Consider the following 23,807-nt stretch of genomic DNA (forward strand, 5'->3'; position numbering starts at 1 on the left):
TTGCCTGCAAAAGCGGCCCCGATAGCTGGCATGATTCTCACTTCTGCGGCAAGGCGGTGATGGGGCGAACCTGATAGAGTCGCATGGGCTCTTCGGTGTCGCAGCCTCTCTTTTCCTTTTTCAGACGACTTAAAGGATGATCCGATCAGCTGACCTCGCCCTTTGACGGCCAGACCTCGCATCTTGAAAGGGCGTGATCATGGAATTGAAGAACAAGACAGTTATCGTTGGCGATGCAAGCAATGGTATTGGAGGGCAGATCAGACCCGCCCCCACCGAGGCCTACTCAACTGTAACAAGCTCTGCGAAATTCTCCTGGACTACTGCGCGGATCATTCCCCCAATCCGCGCAATCAATGCCCCGTGGGCCGAGCGTTTGCGCCACACCAGCCCGATTGAACGGGTTATCCGATCACCCCGGAATGCCCGGATCACCACATCGCCAGTGTCTTCGCGCGCCTCCGAGCGTACGTAAAGTGCAGGCAGAAAGCTGATCCCCATATCAAGCGCGGTCATCTGGCGCAGTGCATCCAGACTGGTGCCTTCATAATCCTGCCGCAGGCGCGCGCCCAGTTCTTCGCAAAGCTGCAAGGTCTGACTGTGCAGAAGGTAAGCGTCCGACAAAGACAGTATGTCCTGCCCTGCCATGTCGGCGTCGCGGATCACCTCTTGCGAGGCCAGGGGATTGTCCTGCGCGACGGCGAGTTTCAGGGGTTCCCGGAACAGGCGCTCGACCTCCACATCCCCCGATTGTACCGGTAACTGCGTCAGGATCATGTCGTGCCGCCCCTCGATCAGCTCGTCCTGCAAAACCTTGGGCGCGCCATCGCGAATGATCAGCTTCAACGCCGGGTAAGAAAGGCGCAAGCGCCGCACAACATGCGGCAGGATGTAGGGCCCAAGCGTCGGGGTTGATCCCAGCCGGATGGTTCCCCCCTCGCCTTGCCGGGACGCTTTGCTCATGGCGCTAAGGGCCGCGACCTCATCCAGAATGGCGCGTGCGCGGGTTCGCACGTCGCGCCCACCGGGTGTCAGAACCGCACCGCGCCGTCCGCGCTCGACCAGTTCAAGACCAAGCGCGGCCTCCAGCCCGACAATCTGCTGGCTCAGCGATGGCTGACTGACCCCGACCTGTTCGGCGGCACGCCGATAATGGCGCGTCTCGGCCAATGCCACGAAGTATCGCAATTGCTTGAGTGTCAGATCATCAGACATAGCTTGGGTTCCCCGGTTCCACCGTTGCTGTAATTAAATAGGTTTTTCCAATCAATTTTTCAGGGCCAATAGGATTTTTCTTTTCTCTGGCGACCCCATGTTTTTGTCATCAGGCGAAGAATGCCACTCCGCCAGTCCAACAAGGAGACCCAGATGCCCACACGAAAAATCTCGTCGTCCTCGCTGATCGCCCGGATCAAGACCCTGCGCCGCCGTCATCGCGATATTGACGCACAGGTTGAGGCCGAACAGATGCGCCCCGCGCCCGACCTCTACCGCGTCAAAGAACTGAAACAACAGCGCCTGGGGCTGAAGGACGCCATCCGTGTGACCAAATCCATGCTTGTCCGCTCGGGGGCACAGCCGCCCTATTACAGCTAGGGAAGCGTTCGATGTTCAGCTTTTACATTTCGCTGATGTCCTCCCGTTTCTTTCAAAGCACCGATCTGGATGGATTGCGCGAAGGGCTGGAAGAGGACAAAGCCATCACTCGCAGATAAGGGCGTGCACCCTACCGCGCCCTGATCACCGGGCCATTGACGGGGGTAACGCGTCCCTTGATCTCCGTCCACCCGGATCCGAAGGCCAGAGCGGCGGTCTGCCCCCGCCGTTCTGGTCACTTTGCCTGTCGGAAACGCCCCTTCACGCCCCTGCCCTCCCGTGCTAAGCCCGGCCAGCATTTGCCGGAGGGCCATCATGTCCAACGAAATTCGCCTCGCGTTCGAGCATCCCGCAGCGCGCGCTGATGCCACCGCGCCGGACGGTCCCTTGGATCGGATTTCGGTGCGCGACCATGTGGTCGAGGTTGAAATCGGGGCCTTTCAGGCCGAACGCGGCATTACCCAGCGAATTTGCTTCAACGTCGTGGTCGAGGTGCGCCCGCTCACCGATCCGATTGACGACGACGTGGACCGCATCCTGTCTTATGACAAGGTGACCGAAGCAATCATGGGCGAGTTGGCCGACGAACGGCTGAACCTGCTCGAAACCCTGGCCGAGCGTATCGCTGAACGCATCCTGCAGGAACCCCAGGCGGTGCGAACCTTCGTGCGCATCGAAAAGCTGGATCGCGGCCCCGGCGCGTTGGGCGTGGAAATCGTCCGCTCGATGGACGATCTGGCGACCAAAGCGGCGAATCCGCAAATCGAGGGCGCACCGCGCCCGCACCTGGTGTTCCTGACCAACACCGCCATCCGCTCGCCCAATCTGGCGCGCTGGCTGGATCAGCTGGAAACCCGCGCCGAGCCGGTGATCCTCTGCGTGGGCCTGCCCGATGTGGACAGCCCCAAAACCGGCCACAAGATGACCCAGCGTCGGGTCGACCTGCTGGCGATTGAACAAAACGCCTGGATGCTGGCGGGTCGCGATGATCGCTGCGTGGTGGTGGATACACGGACCGAGCTGGACTGGGCCATGAAAAACGGCCAGATCAGCGTCTGGGCCCCTTCGAAAATCGTGCTGGATGCGGTTGACGGACCGTCCATTGGCCCGGATGATCCCGTTGCACTGGCAGCCTGGTTCGCCGGCCATATGGATGGCTCGGACCTGCTGTTAATTGGCGAAGGGCCACCCAAATCCTCGCCCGTGCCAGTGCTTATTCAGGATATCGCGCAATCCGGGCTATGAGCGTCTATTACCGTCCCATCCCCCGCACCGACCATGCCCGCCCCGAAGGTGCCTTGCCGCTGGCAGGTGGCTGGTGTTGGTTTGATACGGTTGAAGAAATCCATCGTGACGCGCCCTCGCGCCTGATCTCTGCAGGGGATGTCCCGAAGTCCATGTTGGGCGCGCTCACAGCCCCGCGTTCATCGATCAGCGGAATAGGGTTTGAGGCCCCCAGCCTGATGGGCATTCTCAATGTCACACCCGACAGCTTTTCCGATGGCGGTCAGCATTTTGATCCCCGGGTTGCCCTCGACCGCGCCCTTGCAATGGAAGCCGCCGGGGCCGCGATCATAGATATTGGCGGTGAATCCACCCGCCCCGGCGCCACCGAGGTGGCCCCCGAGGAAGAGATTAACCGAACCGCCCCCGTCATCGCCGCGCTGCGCAACAAGACAAAGCTGCCGATCTCGATCGACACGCGCAAAGCACAGGTGGCCAAGGCCGCTCACACGGCTGGCGCGACATTGGTCAATGACGTGGCGGGCTTTACTTTCGACCCCGCCCTGGCACCTTTTTGCGCTGAGGCAGCGCTGCCCGTCTGTGTCATGCACGCTCAGGGCACGCCTGAGATCATGCAGAACGATCCGCGATACGACAACGTGGCGCTCGACATCTATGACTATCTGTCCGGGCGGATCAAAGCGCTGGTCGCCACTGGCATCGCGCGGGATCAGATCATTGTCGATCCCGGCATCGGCTTTGGCAAAACGCTTGAGCATAACCTGACATTGCTGCGCAACCTGTCGATCTTTCACGGGCTGGGCTGCCCGATCCTGCTCGGGGCATCGCGCAAACGGTTCATCGGTACAATTGGCGGCACGCAAGAGGCTGGCCAGCGCGTGCACGGTTCCATAGCCGTGGCCTTGGCCGGCGTAGCACAAGGTGTTCAGATGTTGCGCGTCCATGACCTTGCCGAGACCGCCGAAGCCCTCGCCCTCTGGCAGGCGGCCACCTTGGCCTAACGCCGCAGGAACAGCTTTTTCAGACGTCCCAATTGGCTGAGGGCCACCCCGCCAAGGATCATCGCCATGCCCAAAAGCAGGCTGGGCGGCAAGGGTTCGAGCAGGATCACCGCACCGAAGATCACCGACCAGATCGGCACCTGGTAATTCACCAGGCTCATAAAGACCGGGCCCGCCTCTCGGATCACCGTGACCAGTATGATCTGGGCGATTCCCGTTGGCAGAATGCCCAGATAAAGCAGCGCCCAAAGCGTCGTGCTGTCCAATTGCGCGGGTACACCCTCAACCGAAAGGGCGACGGGGATCAGAATCACGGCCGCCAAGGCCAACACCGCCGCCGACAGCGCCAGCCGGTCCACCTCGGGGCAAAGCCGTGTGAAAATCGAGCCGATGGCATAGCAACCCGCAGCGCTGACACAGGCCAGTTTCGCCAGCAGTTCCAAATCCTTACCGGTGCTGGCAAACGCCGCCGGGCCGATCAGAACCACCACTCCCAGCGTTCCCATCAAAAAACCGACGAAACGACGCAGTGACATCTGCTCTCCGGGCACCAGCCAATGCGCCAGCGGCAGGATAAACAGCGGCACGACAGCCATGCACACCCCGGCAAAGCCCGAGGCAACCACTTGTTGCCCCCAGCCCAGCAGAAAGAAAGGCACCGCATTGGAAAACACCGCCATGGCCAAGGCAAAGCCCCAGATCATCACGCCATTCTCGCCCCTCAAGGACGGTAACCGCTTGCCCATCGCATAGAGAATGATCAGCAGAAACAGCGCGCCCAACGTGATCCGCGTGGCGGCCAGCACCAAGGGGCCAACCCCGCCAAGTGCCACCGACATGAACATGAAGGACGCACCCCAGATCACCCCCAGAAAGGCGAGCATAAGCCAGTGTCTTGGCAAGATATTTGGCATCGGGGTTATCCTTGGAAATGAAAAAGGGCACCCGTCCTCGGATGCCCTTTCTGACGTGGTTATGGGTAAATCAGTTCTTTTCCTGATCCACAAGCTTGCCTGCGGAAATCCACGGCATCATGTCCCGGAGTTTTTGGCCAACTTCTTCGATCTGATGCTCGTCATTCAGACGGCGTGTGCCTTTGAAGAAGGGCTGACCAGCCTGGTTTTCCTGCATGAAGTCACGCACGAATTTGCCGGTTTGAATGTCGCGCAGAACCGCCTTCATTTTCGCCTTGGTCTCGTCATAAGGCAGGATGCGCGGGCCGCTGACATATTCGCCATATTCGGCCGTGTTGGAGATCGAGTAGTTCATGTTGGCAATGCCGCCTTCATAGATCAGATCCACAATCAGCTTCACTTCGTGCAAGCATTCGAAATAGGCCATCTCGGGCGCATAACCGGCCTCTACCAGCGTCTCAAAGCCCATGCGGATCAACTCGACAAGGCCGCCACACAGAACCGCCTGTTCACCGAACAGATCGGTTTCGCATTCTTCGCGGAAGTTGGTCTCGATGATGCCCGAGCGCCCGCCACCAATGGCCGAGCAATAGGACAGGCCGATTTCCAGCGCCTTGCCGGATGCGTCCTGATCCACCGCCACAAGGCAAGGCACGCCGCCGCCTTTGACATATTCACCGCGCACGGTGTGACCGGGGCCTTTCGGGGCCATCATGATCACATCTACGCCGGGCTTGGGTTCAATCAGGCCGAAATGCACGTTCAGACCATGGGCAAAGGCAATCGCCGCGCCGTCTTTCAGGTTGTCATGCACGTATTTCTTGTAGGTTTCCGCCTGCAACTCATCGGGCATGGTGAACATGATGACATCACACCAGGCCGCCGCCTCGGCAATTTCCATCACCTTCAGGCCTTCACCTTCGGCCTTCTTGGCGCTGGGTGAACCCTCGCGCAAAGCAACGACCACATTCTTGGCACCGCTGTCACGCAGGTTCAGCGCATGGGCGTGGCCCTGGCTGCCATAGCCCAGAATGGCAACGTTCAGGTCTTTGATCAGGTTGATATCGCAATCGCGGTCATAATAAACGCGCATAAATCTCTCCTCGGGTTTGTGTTCTGGGCGCAGGATAGGCAATCAAGCGGCAGGATTCGCACAAAGGCACCTATTCTTTTCCATTTTATATGATAATCATGCTTTGAAATATGTATTTGGTATATTTTCATGCTTAACGACACAGACCGTCGCATCCTGCGCCACTATCAACACGACGCCACGCTGACCCCCGCAGAGCTTGCCGAGCTGGCAGGCGTCACGCCAGCGACCTGCGCGCGGCGTCTCGACAAGATGCACTCTGCCGGACTGATCCGCGCCAATCGTGCGGTGATTGATTGGCGCGCCCTGGGATACGAGGTCGAGGTGTCCTTGCGCATTACGCTGGATAAAACCAATCCGCGGGCCTTCGATGAATTCACGCAAGCCGCGCGCGAGGTTCCCGAGGTCGTGGAAATACAATCCTTCCTTGGCCGCGTGGACACGCGGCTTTCGGTGATCGCCCGCGACATGGCGCACTATCAGGAGATTTATCGCAGCGCCATTCTGACCCTGCCCCATATCTCAGACATCGAGGCTCTGATGCATGTGGCGCGGCTTAAATCAGACGAGGCGCTGCCGTTATGATCGAACTGGACACGACCGACCGGCTGATCCTGCGTGAACTGACCGAGGATGCCACCCAGACCGCATCCGCCATTGGTCGCAAGCTGAACCTCTCCCAACCCGCCACATGGCGGCGCATCCGGCGTCTCTATGACACCGGTGTGATCCGGGGTCAGCGGCTGGATCTGGATCATGAACGGCTGGGCTTTGGCGTGACCGTGTTTCTGGGCGTGAAACTGGCCACCAAGGGCCGCGTCAGCCTTGAGGATTTTGAGCGCGCAGTCTCGGCGATCCCCGAGGTGCAGACCATCGAACATATCCTTGGGCTTTACGACTACCGCCTGCGCGTGGTCGCGCGGGATATCTCGGATTTTGAACGTATTTTGCGCCGCAGGATCATGATGTTGCCGGGCGTGGGCGATGTGGAGGCCAACGTGCTTCTCTCCGAAGAACGCCGCCCCGGACCCATCGGTTGAACGGTATGCGAAAGTAGGCTTTGCCTTGCCCGGGCCTGCGCGCTAACACGGACATAACGCATATAGGAGTCTGCCCCATGTCCGCCCTTCTCGACCATATTGATCCCGACGGCTTGCAGGAATTCTCGGTCGTCTTCACCGATCGTTCCCTGAACCACATGAGCGCATCGTTTCAGCAGGTGATGAACGATATTTCGGGGATGCTAAAGGATGTCTACAAGGCCGATGCGGTCGCCATTGTCCCCGGTGGCGGCAGCTATGGGATGGAGGCGGTCGCGCGCCAGTTCGGCCGCGATGCCCATGCGCTGATCGTACGCAATGGCTGGTTCTCGTACCGCTGGTCGCAGATTTTCGAAGCCGGTCAGTTCACTGCCGGCACCACCGTGTGCATGGCACGCCAGACCGGCAATGGATCGCAAGCGCCCTTCGCCCCTGCCCCGATTGACGAGGTTGTGGCCAAAGTCCTCGAGGCCAGACCCGACGTCGTTTTCGCCCCGCATGTGGAAACCTCCGCTGGTGTCATCCTGCCCGATGACTATGTCAAACAACTGGCCAGCGCGGCACATGATGTGGGCGCGTTGATGGTGCTGGATTGCATCGCCTCGGGCTGTGCATGGGTCGACATGAAGGAAACCGGCGTGGACGTGCTGATCTCAGCCCCGCAAAAGGGCTGGTCGGCGTCCCCCTCTGCCGGGCTGGTAATGATGTCAGACCGCGCAGTTGAACGGTTGGAAAAAACCAACTCGGACAGTTTCGCGATTGATCTGAAAAAATGGCATTCGATCATGCAAGCCTATGAAAATGGCGGCCATGCCTATCACGCCACCATGCCCACCGATGCGCTGCGCGCCTTCCGCGACACGATGGTGGAAACGCGCGACTATGGCTTTGACAAGCTGCGCGATGCGCAATGGGAGCTGGGCAACAGCGTGCGCGCCTATCTGGCAGAGAAAGGCGTGACCTCGGTCGCCGCCGATGGCTTTGGCGCGCCCGGCGTCGTGGTCAGCTATACCACCGATCCCGATATCCAGAATGGCAAGAAATTCGCAGCCCTAGGCATGCAGATCGCCGCCGGTGTGCCACTGGCCTGTGACGAGCCCGAGGATTTCCGCACCTTCCGGCTGGGTCTGTTTGGCCTCGACAAGCTCTACGACGTGCCCGGCACCCTGACCCGGCTGAAAGGGGTGCTTGATCAGGTCCTGTAACAGCTCAAAGCCAACGCGGAGATTTGCAAACAAATGAAGAGCGCCGGATCACCGGCGCTCTCTGAAAGTAATAGTCTCGGCGGCTGCCATCATATTTGCCGCCACGCAGGCAGCACCGCTTGTAACGCCGCCCTGACCCGCAGGGACATGGATCATTCCGTCCCAACTTTTCTTGAAGGTCCACATCGCCCATGCACCGTTCGGTTGCCCGTCTTGACCCGTGTCTCGGACGGGAAGGATCGGCGACGTTTAGATGTGACCTCGAAAGGAGGGACGATCTTCGGGTTTGATACGCTTTGCCATAACAACCTCCATCAGCTTTAGAACAAGACGGCCCTCTTAGCCGCGGATGTCTGCATAAATCAAGTGTACTCACTGAAAGCTTATGTTGCTGTCCTCTTCCAGCCCGATGCGCAAGGTAAGTGCAATCACACCAACGCTGATGAACAGCCATAGCCCACCCCATAACAGTGTCGGCCCGGCAAATTCCTCGGCCAGCATCCGTGCATCTGATCGCAGGTGGCTTCGCGCAATCGTGTCGCTGAATATATCAAGCGGCACGTAAATCATGCTGGCCAGACCAATCACCCGCAGTATCAGGTCGTTGATTTCACGTCGTAAAAACCATGCGGACGTCAAAAGCAATGCGGCAGACGCCAACCCGAAACCAAGGGCAAACCAATCGCGGATATAGGCCGCTGTTGCCCACAGCAAGGTCAGCCCCAACAGCCCGACCACCGCCTTGTCCGCCTTGGTGCGGATCGCAAAGACAAACAGCGCCACGCCGATCAGCAATGATCCCAAATACCCGGCACTCAGCGCGATAAATCGGCTTCCTCCGCGCGAGGTGACCAACCCGCCCTGCTGGGGATCAATTGTCAGGCTCAATACCTCACCACCCGTCAAAACAGTGGCGATCACATGGCCCAGCTCGTGCAGAAACACGATCAGGATTTTCAGCGGGGCCACCACGGGCGTCTGCCAAAGGGCCGCGATCAGCGCGGTCAGGGCCAACAGTTGCCAATGGCCTTTCAGAAACGTCACTTAACGCACGCCCAGACCCAGCTGCATCAAGGTCTTGCGCACCGGAGCAAGCGAGTAAATCGCGTTCAGCCCCATCGCGCGGGCATCCCGCAAAGGCTGCGCCCGCATCATTGAAGCCCGGTTCAACAGGTCAATGCCGGCCACCCGCGCCTTGACCTCGGTATGACGCTTGCGAGCATAGGCGGCCAGCATCGTGCGATCGCCCAGCTGCGCGGGGTTCGCCTGCGCCAGTTCCAGCAGCACACGCATGTCACCCAGGGACATGTTCAGCCCCTGCGCCCCGATGGGCGGCACCACATGCGCAGCTTCGGCGACCAGCGCGACACGCTCGCCATACATCTCATCAGCCACCTGGCTGATGATGGGCCAGACTGTCATGCGCGAGGCCAGCGTGAGCGGGCCGAACAACAGGCAAGAGCGTTCATTCATCGCCGCCTCAAATTCCTCTTTCGGCAATTTGGAAAGGCGCAGCGCCTCGGGCCCTTCTTCCATCCAGACAATCGCCGAACTGGGCCGCCCTTCGTAATCAGGCAGCGGCACCAATGTGAAAGGTCCGCCCGAGCGGTGGATCTCGGTGGACACGTTCTGATGTGGGATCGGGTGGGTGACGGCAAAGGCCAGTGCCTTTTGGCCATAGCGCGTCGTTTTCACATCGACGCCCACCGCTTCGCGCACCGGGGAATTGCGCCCATCCGCAGCAATCACCAGACGACAGTTGGCACGGGTACCATCCGACAATCCCACCTTCGCCTCGGCCTCGCGGGTAAACACTGATTTGGTGCCCACACCCGGGCGGAAATCGACAGTATCTAGGCCTTGCAAATGCGCCACCATTTCACGGCGCAACAGCCAATTGGGCAGGTTCCAGCCGAAGGGAAGATCAGAGATATCGGCGGCATCAAATTCTTTGACCACACGAGGTTCGGCCACCTTGCCGCCCGCGTCGACGATCCGCATGATCTGCAAGTCCGAGGCATGCGGGGCGAGACGTTCCCACAACCCACACTGGTCAAGCAAGTCCCTGGCCGGTTGCAAAAACGCCGTGCTGCGAAGATCGGACCCAGCCGTGTCACGTTCGGTCACTGGCGGCGCGGGATCAACGCAAATCACGGAAAACCCCGCATGTCCGAACAGTGCCGCCGCAGTCAGCCCGGCAACACCGCCGCCGGACACCACGATATCAACATTTGCATCTGTCATGCCTTCCCCTTTGCGCGGGGCAGCTTGCTACCCCAATGTAATCCGCACCAGTGTCGCAAAAATCACCGGTACTGCCAGAACCGCAGGGATATAGAGCCCCGGAATGCCGAACAGCGCCACGCTGGTGGCCCATCCTGCCATGATCAGTGCGGCAACAAGGTAGTAAGGCCATGACGCCTGCTCCTCGGCGGTGGTGATGTGCAGTTCTGCCTCTGTGGCATATCCCTGTTGGTCAAACGGCATTTTGCTCTCCTTGTTCGCGCGTTACAAGGGGCAGATATGGTTGAGCGGCCCGATCAAAAGGCACATTTCGCCGCAGCGCGTCAGACTGTCACAAGAGCCGCGCCAGAAACCCGGTCAGGTCGTCAGTGTGGTGATGAATGTGGTCGGCGTCATGCGGCTCGGGGGCGACATGCACGGTGCGCATCCCCATCTGGTGCGGCGCGGCCAGATTGCGCGGTTCATCCTCGAACATGGCGGCGGTGTGCGGGCGCACCCCATCCGTTTCAAACACTGCATCAAAGGCTTCCCGCTCGGGTTTGGGGCGAAAACCGGCATGTTCGACGCCGTAAACCGCATCCATCACATTACCCAATCCCCGCGCCTCAAGCACACGTTGGGCATAGGGCGCGGTGCCGTTGGTATAGACGATCTTGCGCCCTGGAAGCGCGCGGATATGCGCCTCAAGCTCGGGTTCGGGTTCCAGATCGGCCATCGAAATCTTGTGCACATGGGTCAGGTAAGGCCCCGGGTCCACATCGTGCTCGCGCATCAGCCCGGCCAGGGTGGTGCCATGTTCGGCCCAATACTTCTGACGAAGGTGATCGGCCTCGGCGCGCTCGACGCCAAGCGCGTCCATGACATATTGGGTCATGCGCACTTCAATCTGGTCGAAAAGGCGCACTTGTGGCGGATAAAGCGTATTGTCCAGATCAAAGACCCAAGTGTCGACATGGCTGAAGAGTGATTTTGGCATGCGGCAAAGAGTAGCCTCTTACGCACGACGGGCAAGGGTTGATTGTCCGTTGCCTTGGCGTCTAGGCTGGAACATCAGATTTCAGATGGACACGTTTATGAAACCGCCCCAAACCGACGCCTACTCGCTGATCCTCGATGCCATCGATATGGGCCTCTACAAGCCCGGCGACCGTTTGGTCGAAAGCGATCTGGCGGATCAGTTCGGCGTATCCCGCACCCCCATTCGCGAGGCGCTGCAACGGCTTGAAACCCAATCCCTGCTCACCCGGGACGGACGCAGTCTGATCGTGTCCTCACTGGATCACAACCAGCTGGCCGAACTTTATGTCGTGCGCGCCGAACTGGAAGGGCTGGCCGCCAACCTGGCCGCGCGTCACGCTACGGAAGAAGAGGTGCGCGTCCTGCGCGATATGGTCGAAGGGGATCAGGCCTTGTTGGGAGACCCCAAGGCGATGTCACGGGCCAACCGCCGCTTTCACAAGCAAATCCACCTGGCGTCGCATAACCGCTATCTGGTGCAGCAACTTGATCTGGTACACCGCTCGATGGCGCTGATGGCGACCACGTCACTGGCCGCTGAGGGGCGCGGCGAAGATGCGCTGGCCGAGCATCACAGCATCGTTGATGCCATCGAGGCTCGCGACGGTGAGGCCGCAGGAGACGCCCTGCGCGCCCATATTTCAAAGGCGTTCGTGACGCGGCTTAAACTCGATAGCGGAGAGATCAATAGCACCGTCTGACGACCGCGTTGGCGACGTTGGGTGCACAAGGCCAAGTGATAGCCCATGTGCTGTCTTATCCCAAAAAAATGGCTTAAAAACCAATTCGTACAATGCCTTATACGCCGCAATTGCGCCCAGCGGCGTGTAAAAATGCATCGTGGGCGCCCAGGCCATAAGGTTTTTGTGGCGTGATCCTGAAACTGCCGAGATGTGGATGGTGATATTGATCACCTCGATCATCAGGAACAGGCTGCCCACCAACACCAACACATGGCGCGAGAGCACCGCATCCATCGGATGGGGCAATCCCAACAGCACAAGCCAGAAGGACCACAGGAACGGGGCCAGTATGAATTGCGACAAGGCGGTTACGAAATGGGCTTGGAACCCCCAAAACTTCCACGCACCCAATTGTCGATGCAGTTGCACCGGGTTGCGCATATGCACCAGATAGGTGGTCATGTACCCCTTTAACCATCGAGACCGTTGCTTAATCCATGGCCAGAACCGGCAATTGGCCTCTTCTTCAGTCACCGTATTGATCATCTCGGTGCGATAGCCGTGCCGCGCAAGGCGGAAGCCCAGATCGGCATCTTCGGTGACGTTATGGGCGTCCCAGCCGCCCAGTTCTTCCAACACTTCGCGGCGGAAGTAGAGTGTCGTGCCCCCCAGCGGAATGGCAAATCCCAGACGCGCCATCCCCGGCATCATCAGGCGGAACCAGGTGGCATATTCGATGGTGAAACACCGCGCCAGCCAGTTCTGCGTGGGATTGTAATAATCCAGAATGCCTTGCAAACACGCAACCTCGGGAGCGGCGTTTTGAAACCGGCGTGCGATGACGGTGATCTGATCGGGATCAGGCGCATCCTCTGCATCGAAAATACCGATGATATCGCCCTCGCAGAAATCCAGCGCATAATTCATCGCGCGCGGCTTGGTGCGGGGTTTGCCATCGGGCACGACAACCGGACGGATCCAGCTTGGCAAATCGATTTCCGCCAGCGTTTCCTGGGTCAGCGTGTCTTCCTCTTCCAGCACCAGGATCACATCCAGAAGGCATTTGGGATAGGTCAGCCGACTGAGCCGGGCAATCAGGGCGTGCAGAATCTCTTTCTCGCGAAACAGCGGTACAAGGATCGATACTTTGGGTAAGGGATCCTTCTTGGTGCCCCCCGACGCCACTTCAGGGTCGCTTGCCGACAGGCTTGCAACGAAAGCCGCCGTTTTCATCCCCGCCGTCACGATCAGTGTGAACATCGCCCAAAACACGAAAAGCGAGAAGACGGCCGTCGGAAACGCCAGTGTCACGGCGCATAACACCCCCAGCGAGCCAACAGTCAACATCAGCCGGCGGTTCAGCCGCCCTCCCCAGGTGCGACAGCTTTCCGCCTCCGGAACACGTTCCTGAGCGGCCAATGTCAGGTCCGGGCGGAATTCTTCTGCGACACGCGCCTGAATGGCATCGCGCGGGGCCAGCACCCTTTGCGCGCCCGCCATATCGAAGGGCCAGTCGATATTGGCCGCGCGAAGGTGGTCGGCATTCGACGTCACGACGATCGGTCGCTGATAGCTGTCCTGAAGCGGAACAAAACCATGGCGCAACATTAGGCGCGGGTCCAACCGATCACTGGCCAGCGGTGCATTTGCAACTTCTTCTGCATCCAACTGCTTGGTGCGCAACCGACGGGCATGGGCGGCCAGCAAATCATGTTCGTTGGCCAGCCCCTCGGCACTGAGAATCCGATCGAGCGAAGTGTCACAATGACGTTGCACCATCTGCGCCAACAGCGCATCAGATTTGGTGATTGTGCCCGAGCGCACCAACTCTTCCCCAACAGAGCTGTCCATTTCGGCGCGGGCGAATGTCTGCGCCCCCAACTGGCGCAGTTCTGAAATCCCCATAGTCCTGTTACCCTTCGGTATTCCCTAACAGGACGAATGTGACCGCGCTTGGTTAACAGGCAGTAAACAAGGGATTAACGAAAGGTTAACTCCAGGCGGCGTCAGCCCGCCATCGAGGCCGCGAACCGTTCAAACAGGTAGAAACTGTCCTGCGGTCCGGGGCTCGCTTCGGGGTGGTGTTGCACGGAAAAGACCGGGCGGTCTTTCATGCGGATACCACAGTTCGATCCATCGAACAGCGAGACATGTGTCTCTACAACCGCGTCTGGCAAGGTTTGACTATCCACCGCAAACCCGTGATTCATGGAGGTAATTTCGACTTTACCGGTATCGAGATCCTTAACCGGGTGGTTGGCACCGTGATGGCCGTGATTCATCTTGATCGTCTGGGCACCCAAAGCCAGCGCCAGCATTTGATGCCCCAGGCAAATGCCAAAGACCGGCAGATCACGCTCCAAAATACCTTGGATCATCGGCACCGCGTATTCACCAGTTGCCGCAGGGTCACCCGGCCCGTTTGACAGGAAAACGCCGTCAGGGTCATGGGCCAGAACCTCGTCCGCCGTCGCTGTCGCGGGCAAAACGGTCACCTCGCAGCCCGCCGAGGCGAGGCAGCGCAGGATGTTGCGCTTGGCGCCGTAATCCACGGCCACGACCTTGTGCTTGACCTCGGTCTGGCGGGTATACCCCTCGGGCCAGGCCCACCGCATTTCATCCCAGCGATAGCTTTGCGCACAGGTGACCCGCTTGGCCAGATCAAGACCTTCCAGACCGACGAATCCTCGCGCTTTCTCAACCAAAGCAGCAACATCGAACTTGCCCTCAGGATCATGGGCCAGCGCCACATGCGGCGCACCCTGCTGGCGGATCGCACGGGTCAGACGGCGTGTATCCACCCCGCCAATCGCAATGCGCCCGCGCCGGGCCAGCCAATCAGCCAGCCGTTCGGTCGCGCGCCAGTTGGAAGGCTCGGTCGGGTCCCATTTGACCACCATGCCATCGGCCACCGGATCGGCGGTTTCATCGTCATCCGGGTTCACCCCGACATTGCCGATATGGGGAAAGGTGAAGGTGACGATCTGCCCGGCATAGCTGGGATCGGTCATGATCTCCTGGTATCCGGTCATGGCGGTGTTAAAACACAGCTCGGCCGTGGTCTGTCCGGTGGCACCAAAGCCCTTGCCGTAGAAAATGGTTCCGTCCGCCAGCGCCAGACAGGCCGTCGGATGGGGAGTGGAGGCATCAGCCATATCGGGAATCTCCGGGGTGCAAACTGGCGCGAACCTAATGGGTTTCGCATCCGTGTTGAAGCCCCTTTTCAGCGCAAGTAGCGCGAAACCTGAATTCCCGATGCCAAGCGCGTAATCTAGTCATCTCGCTGGAATTGACGCACGGTCAGACATGTTGCAATGGTTGCCTCAGCCCCCAACTTCTAATAACGTCCGGAATTCGTGATAACCGTAGGGATGAACGGTATGAATTTGCGAGAGCAGGTAAACACGGCCCTCAAACAGGCCATGCGAGACAAAGACAGCGACCGTTTGGGCACCTTGCGCCTGATCAGCGCTGCGATCAAAGATCAGGACATCGCCGCGCGCGGAAATGGGTCTGATGCGGGCGTCGGCGACCCTGAAATCCTGCAGATCCTTGGCAAGATGACCAAGCAGCGCAATGAAAGCGTACGCGCCTATGAAGAGGCCGGCCGGATTGACCTTGCCGAGCGGGAGCAACAGGAAATCAAGGTGATCGAAGAATTCCTGCCCCGCCAGCTGAGCGATGAGGAAGTGGCCGAGGCCGTGAGCGAAGCGATCTCGCAAACCGGGGCGGATTCGATCCGGGACATGGGCAAGGTCATGGGCAAGCTGAAAGAAAACTATACCGGCCAGATGGATTTTGGTGCGGTTGGCCCAATGGTCAAAGACAAGCTGTGTAACGCCTGATATGGCCTATTCGGGCGCGGAGACCCGTGCCCGAACCTCGCGGATCGCATCGGCCAGTTCGCCATAAAGGGCTTTGCGTTCGTCCTCGGATAAGAACGCACCAATCTCGACCTCGCGCCCCTTGCCGGCCAGGGTGACGTAGTATTCTACCGGGCCGCCCTTGGGGTGCATGTTCACCTGTGTCCAATAACTGTTGCAATCCCATTCCTGCGTGTCACCTCGCGGATTGGTGCGCAGCAGATGCACGGTATCGTCGCTGATCGTCAGGGCCTCGTGCAGGCGGGCCGATTGGTAGGATTTCTCCAAACCAAACCACACACCCGCAAACGTCAGCATCATGAACGGCAACAGGCCCCACAGCACCATTGTGCCCAGCACCGGATAAAGCGGCAACAGGATCAATACGAAAGTGATGCTGATAAAAAGCGCAAAGCCCCGTCGGGACAGGGACCGATGCGGCCACAGCTCAAGCCGGCGGATATCGGGTTCAGGAACGGAATCGGACCAAGCGTAGGGCATACCAGAAGTTTAGCGCGTTGGGTCTGTGGGGAAAGAGGGGTTTTGACCAACGCGCAATATGCGCCTCATCTCTGGCAATGACAGAGATCCGGCGGCCGGAACCATTCAACAGACAGCAGCAGCGGGCCGCCGTCAGCGCCCATCTCGGGCAAACGCCGCCGCTGTCCACATGGTGCTCCTAAGGCGCAGCTTAGTTCGAAGACACCCGATACGACTGACGATAGAAGTGGTGATACCCAATCGTCGCCGTGCGCGGATAGGTACGTGCCCAACGCGGGTTCACACTTTTCGTGTGATAATGCGTGGCCCCTTTGGTCAACGAGCGCTCGCCGCCGTTGACCATCAGATTGGCCACACGACCCACCTGATCAAAGGCACGCGGTTCGGCGATCACCTCTTTGTGGCCATCACAGGTATAGGTGAACTGGCACTGGTACTTGCGGCCCGTCCCCTGATGGATCACACCACACACGCTGTCCGGATAGTTGTTGCTGTCGACGCGGTTCATGATCACTTCGGCCACCGCGAACTGCCCCTTCAGGCTTTCGCCGCGGGCTTCGAAATAAAGCGCCTCGGCCAGACAGCGCCATTGCGCGTCCCCTTTGGCAACGCTGTTGTTGACCAGCCAGTCGCGTGAATAGTTGACCTCGGTTTCGGGCCGCTGAAACAGGGCCGAGCGTTTCTCGGCCGACAGTGCTTTCAAAGCGCGCGATTCCTGATCCACCAATTTCTTCGACGGTGTCTCGGCCATCGCAGACCCGGTCATCAGCACCAAGGCGCTGAGTGCAATACGTAACATGAGTTTTCCCCAGTCCAAAACGGGGTTGCCCCCGGAAACATCCGGGCGCTCTAACGGATATGGCCCCTCAGGTCCACCCTGCGGGATGGCATGCGCGAGAGTTGGCCAACTATTACAAGAGGGTCTTTGGCCGATCTTGCGGTTTTGGCCGAGGCCCCTACCCGATCTTGTCTTTCACCGCCAGCTGTGCGGCAGCAAGTCGCGCCACCGGAACCCGGAAGGGAGAGCAGGACACGTAGTCAAACCCCGCCGCGCGGCAAAATGCGATTGATTCGGGGTTACCGCCATGTTCACCACAAATCGACAACATCACGTCGTTATTGGCGGCCCGCCCCCGCTCGGCCCCCAGGCTCAGCAATTCGCCGACACCTTCGGTATCCAACGAGTGAAACGGGTCTTCGGGAAAGACGCCCTGACGGACATATTCGCTCATGAACTTGCCCGCGTCATCGCGTGAAAGCCCATAGGCCATCTGCGTCAGGTCATTGGTGCCAAAGCTGAGGAACGACACCAGCGGGGCAATATCCCCGGTCCGCAATGCTGCACGAGGGGTTTCAACCATAACGCCCAGGCGATAGCTGAAATCGCTGCCGGTCTCATTGCGCACCGCTGTGGCCACGCCATCGACTTGCGCCTTGATCAACTCGACCTCGCGCTTAGCGCTGACCAGCGGGATCATGATTTCAGGCACCACCGGATCACCCTCAAGGCTGGCGGCGACCGTGGCCTCGAAAATCGCGCGCGCCTGCATGTCGTAAATCTCGGGGATCGCAATTCCAAGGCGCACGCCGCGCATACCCAGCATCGGGTTGTATTCGCTAAGCGCTTCAATCCGGCGCGTCACGTCCGATAGCGGCAGATCCAGCGCCTCGGCCAGCTGCAATTGGCCGCGCCGTTCGGTGGGCAGGAATTCGTGCAAGGGCGGATCAAACAGGCGGATGCAAACGGGCTGACCCTGCATGATGCGGAAGAGGTCGATGAAATCCGCCCGCTGGATCGGCAGGAGTACCTCAAGAACAGCGGCGCGATCTTCGCTTGTATCTGCGAAAATCATCTCGCGCATGATGGTCAGCCGATCATCTTCAAAGAACATGTGCTCGGTCCGGCACAGCCCGATGCCCTGTGCCTTGAACCCACGCGCCATCTCGGCATCTGCGGGCGTGTCGGCATTGGCGCGCACCGCGATGTCGCGGATATCGTCGGCCCAACGCATCAGGGTCTTGAGCGACTCTTCGCGCGCGGATTCCAGCAGGGGTGCCTGCCCGGCCAGAACCTCGCCACTGGTGCCATCAATGGTGATCACGTCTCCGGACTTCACCACGCGTCCGTCCGGCATCACGATCCGCTTCTTGCGCGGCTGCAACCGGATTCCGGTCACCCCCACCACGCAAGGCAGGCCCATACCGCGGCCAATCACGGCAGCATGGCTGGTCATCCCGCCCCGTTCAGTCAGAACCCCGGCGGCAGCATGCATACCGCGAATGTCCTCGGGGCTGGTCTCGCGACGCACAAGGATGCAACGCTCGTCCCGCGCCTCGCCAGCCTGCGCTTCAGCCGCGGAAAAGACGACCTTTCCGTAGGCAGCGCCGGGGCTGGCGGCAATACCACGCGCCAGAATATCGCGCGGCGCTTCGGGATCAACCTGCCGGTGCAGCAATTCGTTCAGCGCGCGGGGCTCGATCCGCATCAAAGCCTCTTCGCGCGAGATGATTTTGTCCTCGGCCAAGGCGACCGCGATGCTGACCGCTGCGCGGGCATTGCGCGCCACGCGCACCCCATCCAGCAGGAAGACCTTGCCATCCTCGATGGTGAATTCCGACTGCATCTCTTCGCGCAATTTCTCCCGCATCAACGCGGTGTGGGCTTTCAGCTCGGCAAAGGCCTCGGGGGCAAGTTCTTCCAAGGATGGCCCGCGCGGATCACGCTCCAAAAACAGTGCGCCCTGATCCTGGCTGAGCGCGTCGCGACCCTGCGATTGCGACAGGTAGCGCCCGGTGATCTTGCGTTCGCCGCTTTCGCTGTTGACCAGTTGCATCACGCCCGAGCCGCATTCGCCTGTGCCCAGACCCAGCGCCAATTCCTGCACCACTAGCCCCAAACCTGCATCCGCCGGGGCGCCCTTGGCCTGACGCAGCAGCCGGGCGGTGGTGCCCTCCCATGCGCGCGCCATCGAGCGCAGAACCTCCAACAGTTGGGTCGCGGTTTCCTGCGGAAACCCCTCGTCGGTTTCCTCCTCATAAGCGTGCAGCGCCTGGGATATTGCGGTGACCGGATCGTCCGAAACGTCCTCAAAAACGTCCGGGTCCAGACGTGCGACATGAATGGCATAGGATTGCACAAAACGCAGGTAGAGGGCAGCAGCGGCCGACTTGCCAATCTGGTCAGACAACTCGACATAGCGCGCATCGTTCATGCCGATATTCAGAATGGCCCCTGGCCCGCCCCAATCGGGGTCTTCGGAAGAAGGGCGCACACATAACAAGCGGGTATCGTCCAGCGGCTCAAGCAACGTCGACACATCGCGGATTTCTCCAGCTGCCAATCGGTGCACGGCGTTAAAGGCCAGTGCAATCGTGCGTGGCACCGGCAAATCAAGCCGCACAAGGCGTTGCAGGCATTTCGCCCGCCCACCATGGGTGTTGGCCGACATCTCCGCATCTGCGGTGATCAGCGTGTAATCTCTGTCGTTTTTCTGCACCGCAGCACCTTCACTCTGTCAGTGCAGCATACGCCCGAAAGCGGGCAAGGCAAGGGTGGTGTTGTCAGGCGGGACTGTCAGTGGGGGATGCGACGAGCGATGATTAGCCTGCCACCACCAGCACCAGAATGCTGGCGGTCAATAACCCGATCCCCCATAACTCACGCCGCGTGATGGTTTCTTTGAAAAACATCACCGAGGCCATCATCGAAAAAATCACCTCGATCTGTCCCACGGCAAACACATAGGCGGCGTTTTGCAGGGTGAAGGCCGTGAACCAGCTCCAACTGCCTGCCACGCTTGTCAGCCCCATCCATACCGCCACGCGGCGCGACGCCCAGACCGCGCTCAGCTGCCCCGGTTCCCGCCAGCGCAGCCAAAGCGACATGGCGATGGTCTGGGACAGGGTCACCGCCGAGACGGCAATCGCCGCGCGCAGGAATACATCATCGCTGGCCACTTCCAATGTTGCACCGCGATAGGTGACCGCGGACACCGCGAAAAACGCGCCCGAAGCCAGCCCCAATCCGGCTGCGCGATTGATCAGCCGCCGCCACCAGCGCGCGCCAGAGGCAGGTGGATCGCTCAGCACCAACACCCCGGCCAGGCCGATGATAATCGCGACCATACCCGGCAGGCTGACCCGGTCCCCCAGGATCACGAAGCCGACAATCGCCGTCTGGATCACTTCGGTTTTCTTGAAGGTGATACCCACCGCAAAATTGCGCGTGGCAAAAAGCAAAACAACAAAGAAGGTCGCCAAAATCTGTGCCAGCCCCCCAGCCAGCACGTAAATCCAGAATAGGCTGCCCAGTTCCGGAAAGCCCACGCCCCGCCAAACCAGATACCCACATGCCACAACAAAGGCGAAAGGCGCGGCATAGAAAAACCGCGCGAACGTCGCCCCTAAAGGCGAAAGCGGCCCCATGCTGAGCGATTTCTGCAGCATGAAGCGCAGCGTCTGAAACGCCGCCGCCGCGATTGAGAGGATGATCCAGAACTCCATATCTGCCCTCATGCCCCTGTTTCAGGGCAAAGGCCAGATACGGTTTATTCAGCCGGGATTTTCACTTCGGCATTTTCGGGCAACGGCCCTTCAGCCATTAAAGGATGAGGCACCGGGTCTTTCGCGCGCAGGAAATGCTTGCGGAAGATCTCGGCGTATGAGCGATAGTAATAACCATCATTGCGCGACAGATATTTTTCACGGTTGTTGCGGAACATCCGGGGCAGATCATACCACGCGACCTTGGGATGCATGTGGTGTACCACGTGGTAGTTGTTGTTCAGAAACAGCAGGGCAAAGAACCCGGTATCTTCGATCACCACGGTACGGCCACTGGCGCGTTCATGTGCACGGTGTTCCAGAAAGGTGCGGATCTTGATCAGCGACCAGGCCATGTAGGCCGCGATCAGATAAGCCCAGAAAGGTATTGGTGACAGCACGACCCAGGCCAGCACCAACGCAACACCCGGCAGATGCAGCAACCACGCCAAACGCACCGCGCCGTCACCTTGCCGGATAAGCCGCAGATCGTCGCGCACCAATGAATAGACGCCCAACGCAGGCCCCAGCAGCATCCGCCCCGCGAGCGTGTTGTGGACCCGCAGCATCACCTGCACCCAGCGTGGCAAAAGAACCCAGACCGCCGGGTCCTGAAAATTGCTTTCCGGGTCATCGTATGGATCGGTCAGGCGGCTGTCGACGTGATGTGCCAGGTGCAAATCGCGAAAGCGGCGAAACGGCACGAACAGCCCGAGGCAGGGCAGCATGATGGCCTCGTTCGCGATCTCACTGCGGAAGGGGTGGCCATGCACCATTTCGTGTGTCAGCGAGGAATGCAGCCCGATCATCACCACGGTGATAACAAATCCCAGCGGTGCCCAAAGCGCGAACAGCCAGGTCGTGCCAAGCGCCCAAAGCGCATAACAGGCCCCAAGCAGGGCCAGCGTTTTCCACTCCACGCGCGACTTATCCATGCTGGCGCCCCCAGTGGATGCGAGCCCAGATACGCTCGTAGGCAAAATACATGCTCAGCCCGAGCGCGGTGTTGATCAGGGCAATCGTACCGCCGATCATCGCCGAGCCGGTCATGATCAGCCCGACAAGGCTCATCATCGCCAAGCCAATGGCGTTCCAGACCACCGCCTTCACCAATGTTCGTTTTTGAGAGTCCATTCCTGTTCCCCAACAGAGTGTTCACAAACCTGTTACGTCAGAAAATGGCAGCAGAGAATTCAGGAAATAGTTAACATTCTTCTGCATATGTGATTTAATTCAACATATGATGGATAAAACCGACAAACGCGACCGATCACACTTGTTTCGCACCCGTCTGGGCGAAGCAATGCGTGACCGGGGCACCAGCCAGAGCGCGCTGGCCCGGTCCGTGGGGGTGGATCGGTCGACCATTTCACAATTGCTGAAAGGCGACACCGCGCGCCTGCCCAATGCACAGGTCGTGGGCGAATGCGCCGCCAGCCTTGGGGTGTCGGCCGATTGGCTTTTGGGCCTCACCGACCGACCCGAAACCGCGGCCGATATTCTGGCCAACTCCCTGTCGCTGACCCAGGCCCCCCGCGCCCTGGTGGATGAACAAATCTTCCAGTGGCACAAAGAGGCAGCTGGCTACAAGATCCGCCATGTGCCTGCCGGGCTGCCCGACATGCTGAAAACACGCGCCATGTTGAAATGGGAATATGCACCGCATCTGGGCCGCTCGATTGACCAGGCAATCGGGGCCTCCGAGGATCGGCTGGCCTGGATGCGCAACACCCAGTCAGATTACGAGATCGCCCTGCCCCTTTTCGAGATTTTCTCGTTCGTGCGCGGTGAAGGCTATTACTCGGGTCTTCCCTATGATGTGCGCGCTGAACAGGTCGGGCAATTGCTGTCCCTGACCGAGCAGCTTTACCCCCGTTTGCGCCTGTACCTGTATGACGCACGCGCGATCTTCTCGGCCCCGGTCACGATCTTTGGTCCCCTTCTTGGCGTGCTCTATATCGGGCGCAATTACATGGCGTTTCGTGATACGGAGCGGGTGCAGGCCCTGACCGGCCATTTCGACTATCTGGTGCGCGAGGCGCATGTCTCGGCGCGCGCCCTGCCCGATCACATCCGGACCTTGTGGGCCGAGGTTTCAGACGACTCAAGCTAGATTGCCTTGGGTCCTTTTAAAGGCAACAAAAACGTATCTGATGAGACGGATTTTTGAAAGGCAAAGCAGCAAATGAAACTGGAATTTCATCACATCAACTTCGTGTCCGACGATGTGGACCGCATGCATGATTTCTACACCAGGGTGTTGGGGCTGGATGACATGCCACAACAGGAGTTTCCGCGCACCGAAGCGCGCGAGGGAAAGGGCTTTGACGGCAAAATCCGGTTTGCCACGGACGGTGCCATGCAAATGCACTTGGCCGAGCGCGCTTTTGATGTCGCTTTCAAGAACGCTCAGGTCATCAATCCGGTTGAGCGCGGACATATTGCCTTTCGGACCGACGATCTCGACGCGTTTCTGAAGCTGCTTGACGAACAGGGCATTCCATATTCCGACTACGGCACAGCCTTTGCCAAGGAATGGCACCAGGTGTTTTTCCATGATCCAGAAGGCAACGTCATTGAAGTTCACCAGCAGGTTGCTGATTTAAAGTAGGCTTGGCTGTGGAAACAGCCGCTAAACCTCTTTGAACCGCCCATCCCGGAACTCCTCGGCAGAGCGAACCCAAACAACCCCCTCGACATCGTCGTAGATCACCACCGGGTTTCGCGTGGCTTCGCAGATGCCTTCCGAGAGAACACGGTAGAGACTGCCCTTCTTGTGCCTGTGCGTGGGTGCCCATGCCGCATGCGGATCGCCCACGGGAAACCTGTTTGCGGGTTTGTCGGATGTCTCTGGGTCTGAGTG

At 59.5% G+C, this 23,807-nt stretch carries 27 protein-coding genes; 10 read left to right on the forward strand and 17 right to left on the reverse strand.

The genetic code is table 11. The features are described from left to right. Window positions 1–282 precede the first annotated feature (282 nt). A complete protein-coding gene (locus V6N02_RS04835; RefSeq protein ID WP_371224357.1) occupies window positions 283–1,215 on the reverse strand; it encodes a hydrogen peroxide-inducible genes activator in 933 nt (310 codons plus the stop codon). A gap of 153 nt (window positions 1,216–1,368) precedes the next feature. Between V6N02_RS04835 and V6N02_RS04840 the strand changes: the two genes are divergently transcribed. From V6N02_RS04840 to folP, 3 genes are all read left to right on the forward strand, one after another. Continuing rightward, window positions 1,369–1,596 (forward strand): YdcH family protein, encoded by a 228-nt coding sequence (locus tag V6N02_RS04840; protein ID WP_371224358.1) that lies wholly within the window; start codon window positions 1,369–1,371, stop codon window positions 1,594–1,596. 315 nt (window positions 1,597–1,911) lie between these two features. Continuing rightward, the gene (locus tag V6N02_RS04845; RefSeq protein WP_371224359.1) at window positions 1,912–2,841 is read left to right on the forward strand and encodes a dihydroneopterin aldolase; all 930 of its coding nucleotides are present in this window, start codon (window positions 1,912–1,914) and stop codon (window positions 2,839–2,841) included. After that, complete coding sequence (folP, locus tag V6N02_RS04850; RefSeq protein ID WP_371224360.1) at window positions 2,838–3,842, forward strand: dihydropteroate synthase; 1,005 nt, start codon at window positions 2,838–2,840, stop codon at window positions 3,840–3,842. Before V6N02_RS04845 ends, folP begins: the two co-directional genes overlap by 4 nt. On the opposite strand, the gene V6N02_RS04855 is transcribed toward folP, so the two are convergent. Continuing rightward, complete coding sequence (locus V6N02_RS04855) at window positions 3,839–4,756, reverse strand: DMT family transporter (protein ID WP_371224361.1); 918 nt, start codon at window positions 4,754–4,756, stop codon at window positions 3,839–3,841. The genes folP and V6N02_RS04855 overlap by 4 nt on opposite strands. A 70-nt stretch (window positions 4,757–4,826) precedes the next feature. Then, on the reverse strand, window positions 4,827–5,849 hold the full coding sequence (gene ilvC, locus V6N02_RS04860; RefSeq protein WP_371224362.1) for a ketol-acid reductoisomerase: 1,023 nt from the start codon (window positions 5,847–5,849) through the stop codon (window positions 4,827–4,829). A 129-nt stretch (window positions 5,850–5,978) separates the two neighbouring features. On the opposite strand from ilvC, the gene V6N02_RS04865 reads away from it, so the two are divergent. The 3 genes from V6N02_RS04865 to V6N02_RS04875 all read left to right on the forward strand — a co-directional run bounded on the left by V6N02_RS04865 (window position 5,979) and on the right by V6N02_RS04875 (window position 8,094). After that, the gene (locus V6N02_RS04865) at window positions 5,979–6,434 is read left to right on the forward strand and encodes an Lrp/AsnC family transcriptional regulator (RefSeq protein ID WP_371224363.1); all 456 of its coding nucleotides are present in this window, start codon (window positions 5,979–5,981) and stop codon (window positions 6,432–6,434) included. Continuing rightward, the gene (locus V6N02_RS04870; protein ID WP_371224364.1) at window positions 6,431–6,889 is read left to right on the forward strand and encodes an Lrp/AsnC family transcriptional regulator; all 459 of its coding nucleotides are present in this window, start codon (window positions 6,431–6,433) and stop codon (window positions 6,887–6,889) included. The genes V6N02_RS04865 and V6N02_RS04870 overlap by 4 nt, the downstream gene beginning before the upstream one ends. Before the next feature lie 77 nt (window positions 6,890–6,966). Further along, window positions 6,967–8,094, forward strand: a complete 1,128-nt coding sequence (locus V6N02_RS04875; protein WP_371224365.1) for an aminotransferase class V-fold PLP-dependent enzyme — start codon at window positions 6,967–6,969, stop codon at window positions 8,092–8,094. A 4-nt stretch (window positions 8,095–8,098) separates the two neighbouring features. Here V6N02_RS04875 and V6N02_RS04880 read toward each other — a convergent pair whose 3' ends face one another. The 5 genes from V6N02_RS04880 to V6N02_RS04900 form a co-directional block, all read right to left on the reverse strand. Further along, a complete protein-coding gene (locus V6N02_RS04880; protein ID WP_371224366.1) occupies window positions 8,099–8,560 on the reverse strand; it encodes an SEC-C metal-binding domain-containing protein in 462 nt (153 codons plus the stop codon). Beyond that, entirely contained in the window at window positions 8,467–9,138 is a 672-nt protein-coding gene (locus V6N02_RS04885; protein ID WP_371224367.1) for a M50 family metallopeptidase, read from the reverse strand. The genes V6N02_RS04880 and V6N02_RS04885 overlap by 94 nt, the downstream gene beginning before the upstream one ends. Further along, window positions 9,139–10,338 carry a UbiH/UbiF family hydroxylase gene (locus V6N02_RS04890; protein WP_371224368.1) on the reverse strand — a complete coding sequence of 400 codons (1,200 nt, stop codon included), beginning with the start codon at window positions 10,336–10,338 and terminating at the stop codon, window positions 9,139–9,141. 27 nt (window positions 10,339–10,365) lie between these two features. Further along, window positions 10,366–10,581 (reverse strand): hypothetical protein, encoded by a 216-nt coding sequence (locus V6N02_RS04895; RefSeq protein ID WP_371224369.1) that lies wholly within the window; start codon window positions 10,579–10,581, stop codon window positions 10,366–10,368. Between the two features lie 88 nt (window positions 10,582–10,669). Then, window positions 10,670–11,314 (reverse strand): pyrimidine 5'-nucleotidase, encoded by a 645-nt coding sequence (locus V6N02_RS04900; RefSeq protein ID WP_371224370.1) that lies wholly within the window; start codon window positions 11,312–11,314, stop codon window positions 10,670–10,672. Between the two features lie 97 nt (window positions 11,315–11,411). On the opposite strand from V6N02_RS04900, the gene V6N02_RS04905 reads away from it, so the two are divergent. Then, a complete protein-coding gene (locus V6N02_RS04905; protein ID WP_371224371.1) occupies window positions 11,412–12,056 on the forward strand; it encodes a GntR family transcriptional regulator in 645 nt (214 codons plus the stop codon). Here V6N02_RS04905 and V6N02_RS04910 read toward each other — a convergent pair. Further along, a complete protein-coding gene (locus V6N02_RS04910; RefSeq protein WP_371224373.1) occupies window positions 11,997–13,943 on the reverse strand; it encodes a glycosyltransferase in 1,947 nt (648 codons plus the stop codon). The two genes, V6N02_RS04905 and V6N02_RS04910, sit on opposite strands and share 60 nt — an antisense overlap. Before the next feature lie 101 nt (window positions 13,944–14,044). Further along, window positions 14,045–15,193 carry a glutamine-hydrolyzing carbamoyl-phosphate synthase small subunit gene (gene carA / locus V6N02_RS04915; RefSeq protein ID WP_371224374.1) on the reverse strand — a complete coding sequence of 383 codons (1,149 nt, stop codon included), beginning with the start codon at window positions 15,191–15,193 and terminating at the stop codon, window positions 14,045–14,047. 225 nt (window positions 15,194–15,418) lie between these two features. Between carA and V6N02_RS04920 the strand changes: the two genes are divergently transcribed. Beyond that, entirely contained in the window at window positions 15,419–15,883 is a 465-nt protein-coding gene (locus V6N02_RS04920) for a GatB/YqeY domain-containing protein (protein ID WP_371224375.1), read from the forward strand. Between the two features lie 6 nt (window positions 15,884–15,889). On the opposite strand, the gene V6N02_RS04925 is transcribed toward V6N02_RS04920, so the two are convergent. The 6 genes from V6N02_RS04925 to V6N02_RS04950 form a co-directional block, all read right to left on the reverse strand. After that, window positions 15,890–16,402, reverse strand: a complete 513-nt coding sequence (locus tag V6N02_RS04925) for a DUF2244 domain-containing protein (protein ID WP_371224376.1) — start codon at window positions 16,400–16,402, stop codon at window positions 15,890–15,892. A 190-nt stretch (window positions 16,403–16,592) separates the two neighbouring features. Then, a complete protein-coding gene (locus tag V6N02_RS04930; protein WP_371224377.1) occupies window positions 16,593–17,201 on the reverse strand; it encodes a cell wall hydrolase in 609 nt (202 codons plus the stop codon). Window positions 17,202–17,358: 157 nt separating this feature from the next. Then, window positions 17,359–19,851: a putative PEP-binding protein gene (locus tag V6N02_RS04935; RefSeq protein WP_371224571.1), complete on the reverse strand. Its 2,493-nt coding sequence runs from the start codon at window positions 19,849–19,851 to the stop codon at window positions 17,359–17,361. A 151-nt stretch (window positions 19,852–20,002) separates the two neighbouring features. Further along, window positions 20,003–20,905 (reverse strand): EamA family transporter, encoded by a 903-nt coding sequence (locus tag V6N02_RS04940; RefSeq protein WP_371224572.1) that lies wholly within the window; start codon window positions 20,903–20,905, stop codon window positions 20,003–20,005. A gap of 44 nt (window positions 20,906–20,949) precedes the next feature. Beyond that, window positions 20,950–21,879, reverse strand: a complete 930-nt coding sequence (locus V6N02_RS04945) for a fatty acid desaturase (RefSeq protein ID WP_371224378.1) — start codon at window positions 21,877–21,879, stop codon at window positions 20,950–20,952. Beyond that, window positions 21,872–22,078, reverse strand: coding sequence for a DUF2061 domain-containing protein (locus V6N02_RS04950; protein ID WP_371224379.1), 207 nt, complete (start codon window positions 22,076–22,078; stop codon window positions 21,872–21,874). Before V6N02_RS04950 ends, V6N02_RS04945 begins: the two co-directional genes overlap by 8 nt. Window positions 22,079–22,184: 106 nt before the next feature. Between V6N02_RS04950 and V6N02_RS04955 the strand changes: the two genes are divergently transcribed. Then, on the forward strand, window positions 22,185–23,057 hold the full coding sequence (locus V6N02_RS04955; RefSeq protein WP_371224380.1) for a helix-turn-helix domain-containing protein: 873 nt from the start codon (window positions 22,185–22,187) through the stop codon (window positions 23,055–23,057). Between the two features lie 72 nt (window positions 23,058–23,129). Further along, the gene (locus V6N02_RS04960) at window positions 23,130–23,555 is read left to right on the forward strand and encodes a VOC family protein (RefSeq protein ID WP_371224381.1); all 426 of its coding nucleotides are present in this window, start codon (window positions 23,130–23,132) and stop codon (window positions 23,553–23,555) included. A 21-nt stretch (window positions 23,556–23,576) separates the two neighbouring features. Here the strand turns inward: V6N02_RS04960 and V6N02_RS04965 are convergent, their stop codons facing one another. After that, window positions 23,577–23,762 (reverse strand): DUF1653 domain-containing protein, encoded by a 186-nt coding sequence (locus tag V6N02_RS04965; RefSeq protein WP_371224382.1) that lies wholly within the window; start codon window positions 23,760–23,762, stop codon window positions 23,577–23,579. Between the last annotated feature and the right edge of the window lie 45 nt (window positions 23,763–23,807).

This window comes from Roseovarius conchicola, from assembly GCF_041403425.1.
Classification (GTDB): domain Bacteria; phylum Pseudomonadota; class Alphaproteobacteria; order Rhodobacterales; family Rhodobacteraceae; genus Roseovarius; species Roseovarius conchicola.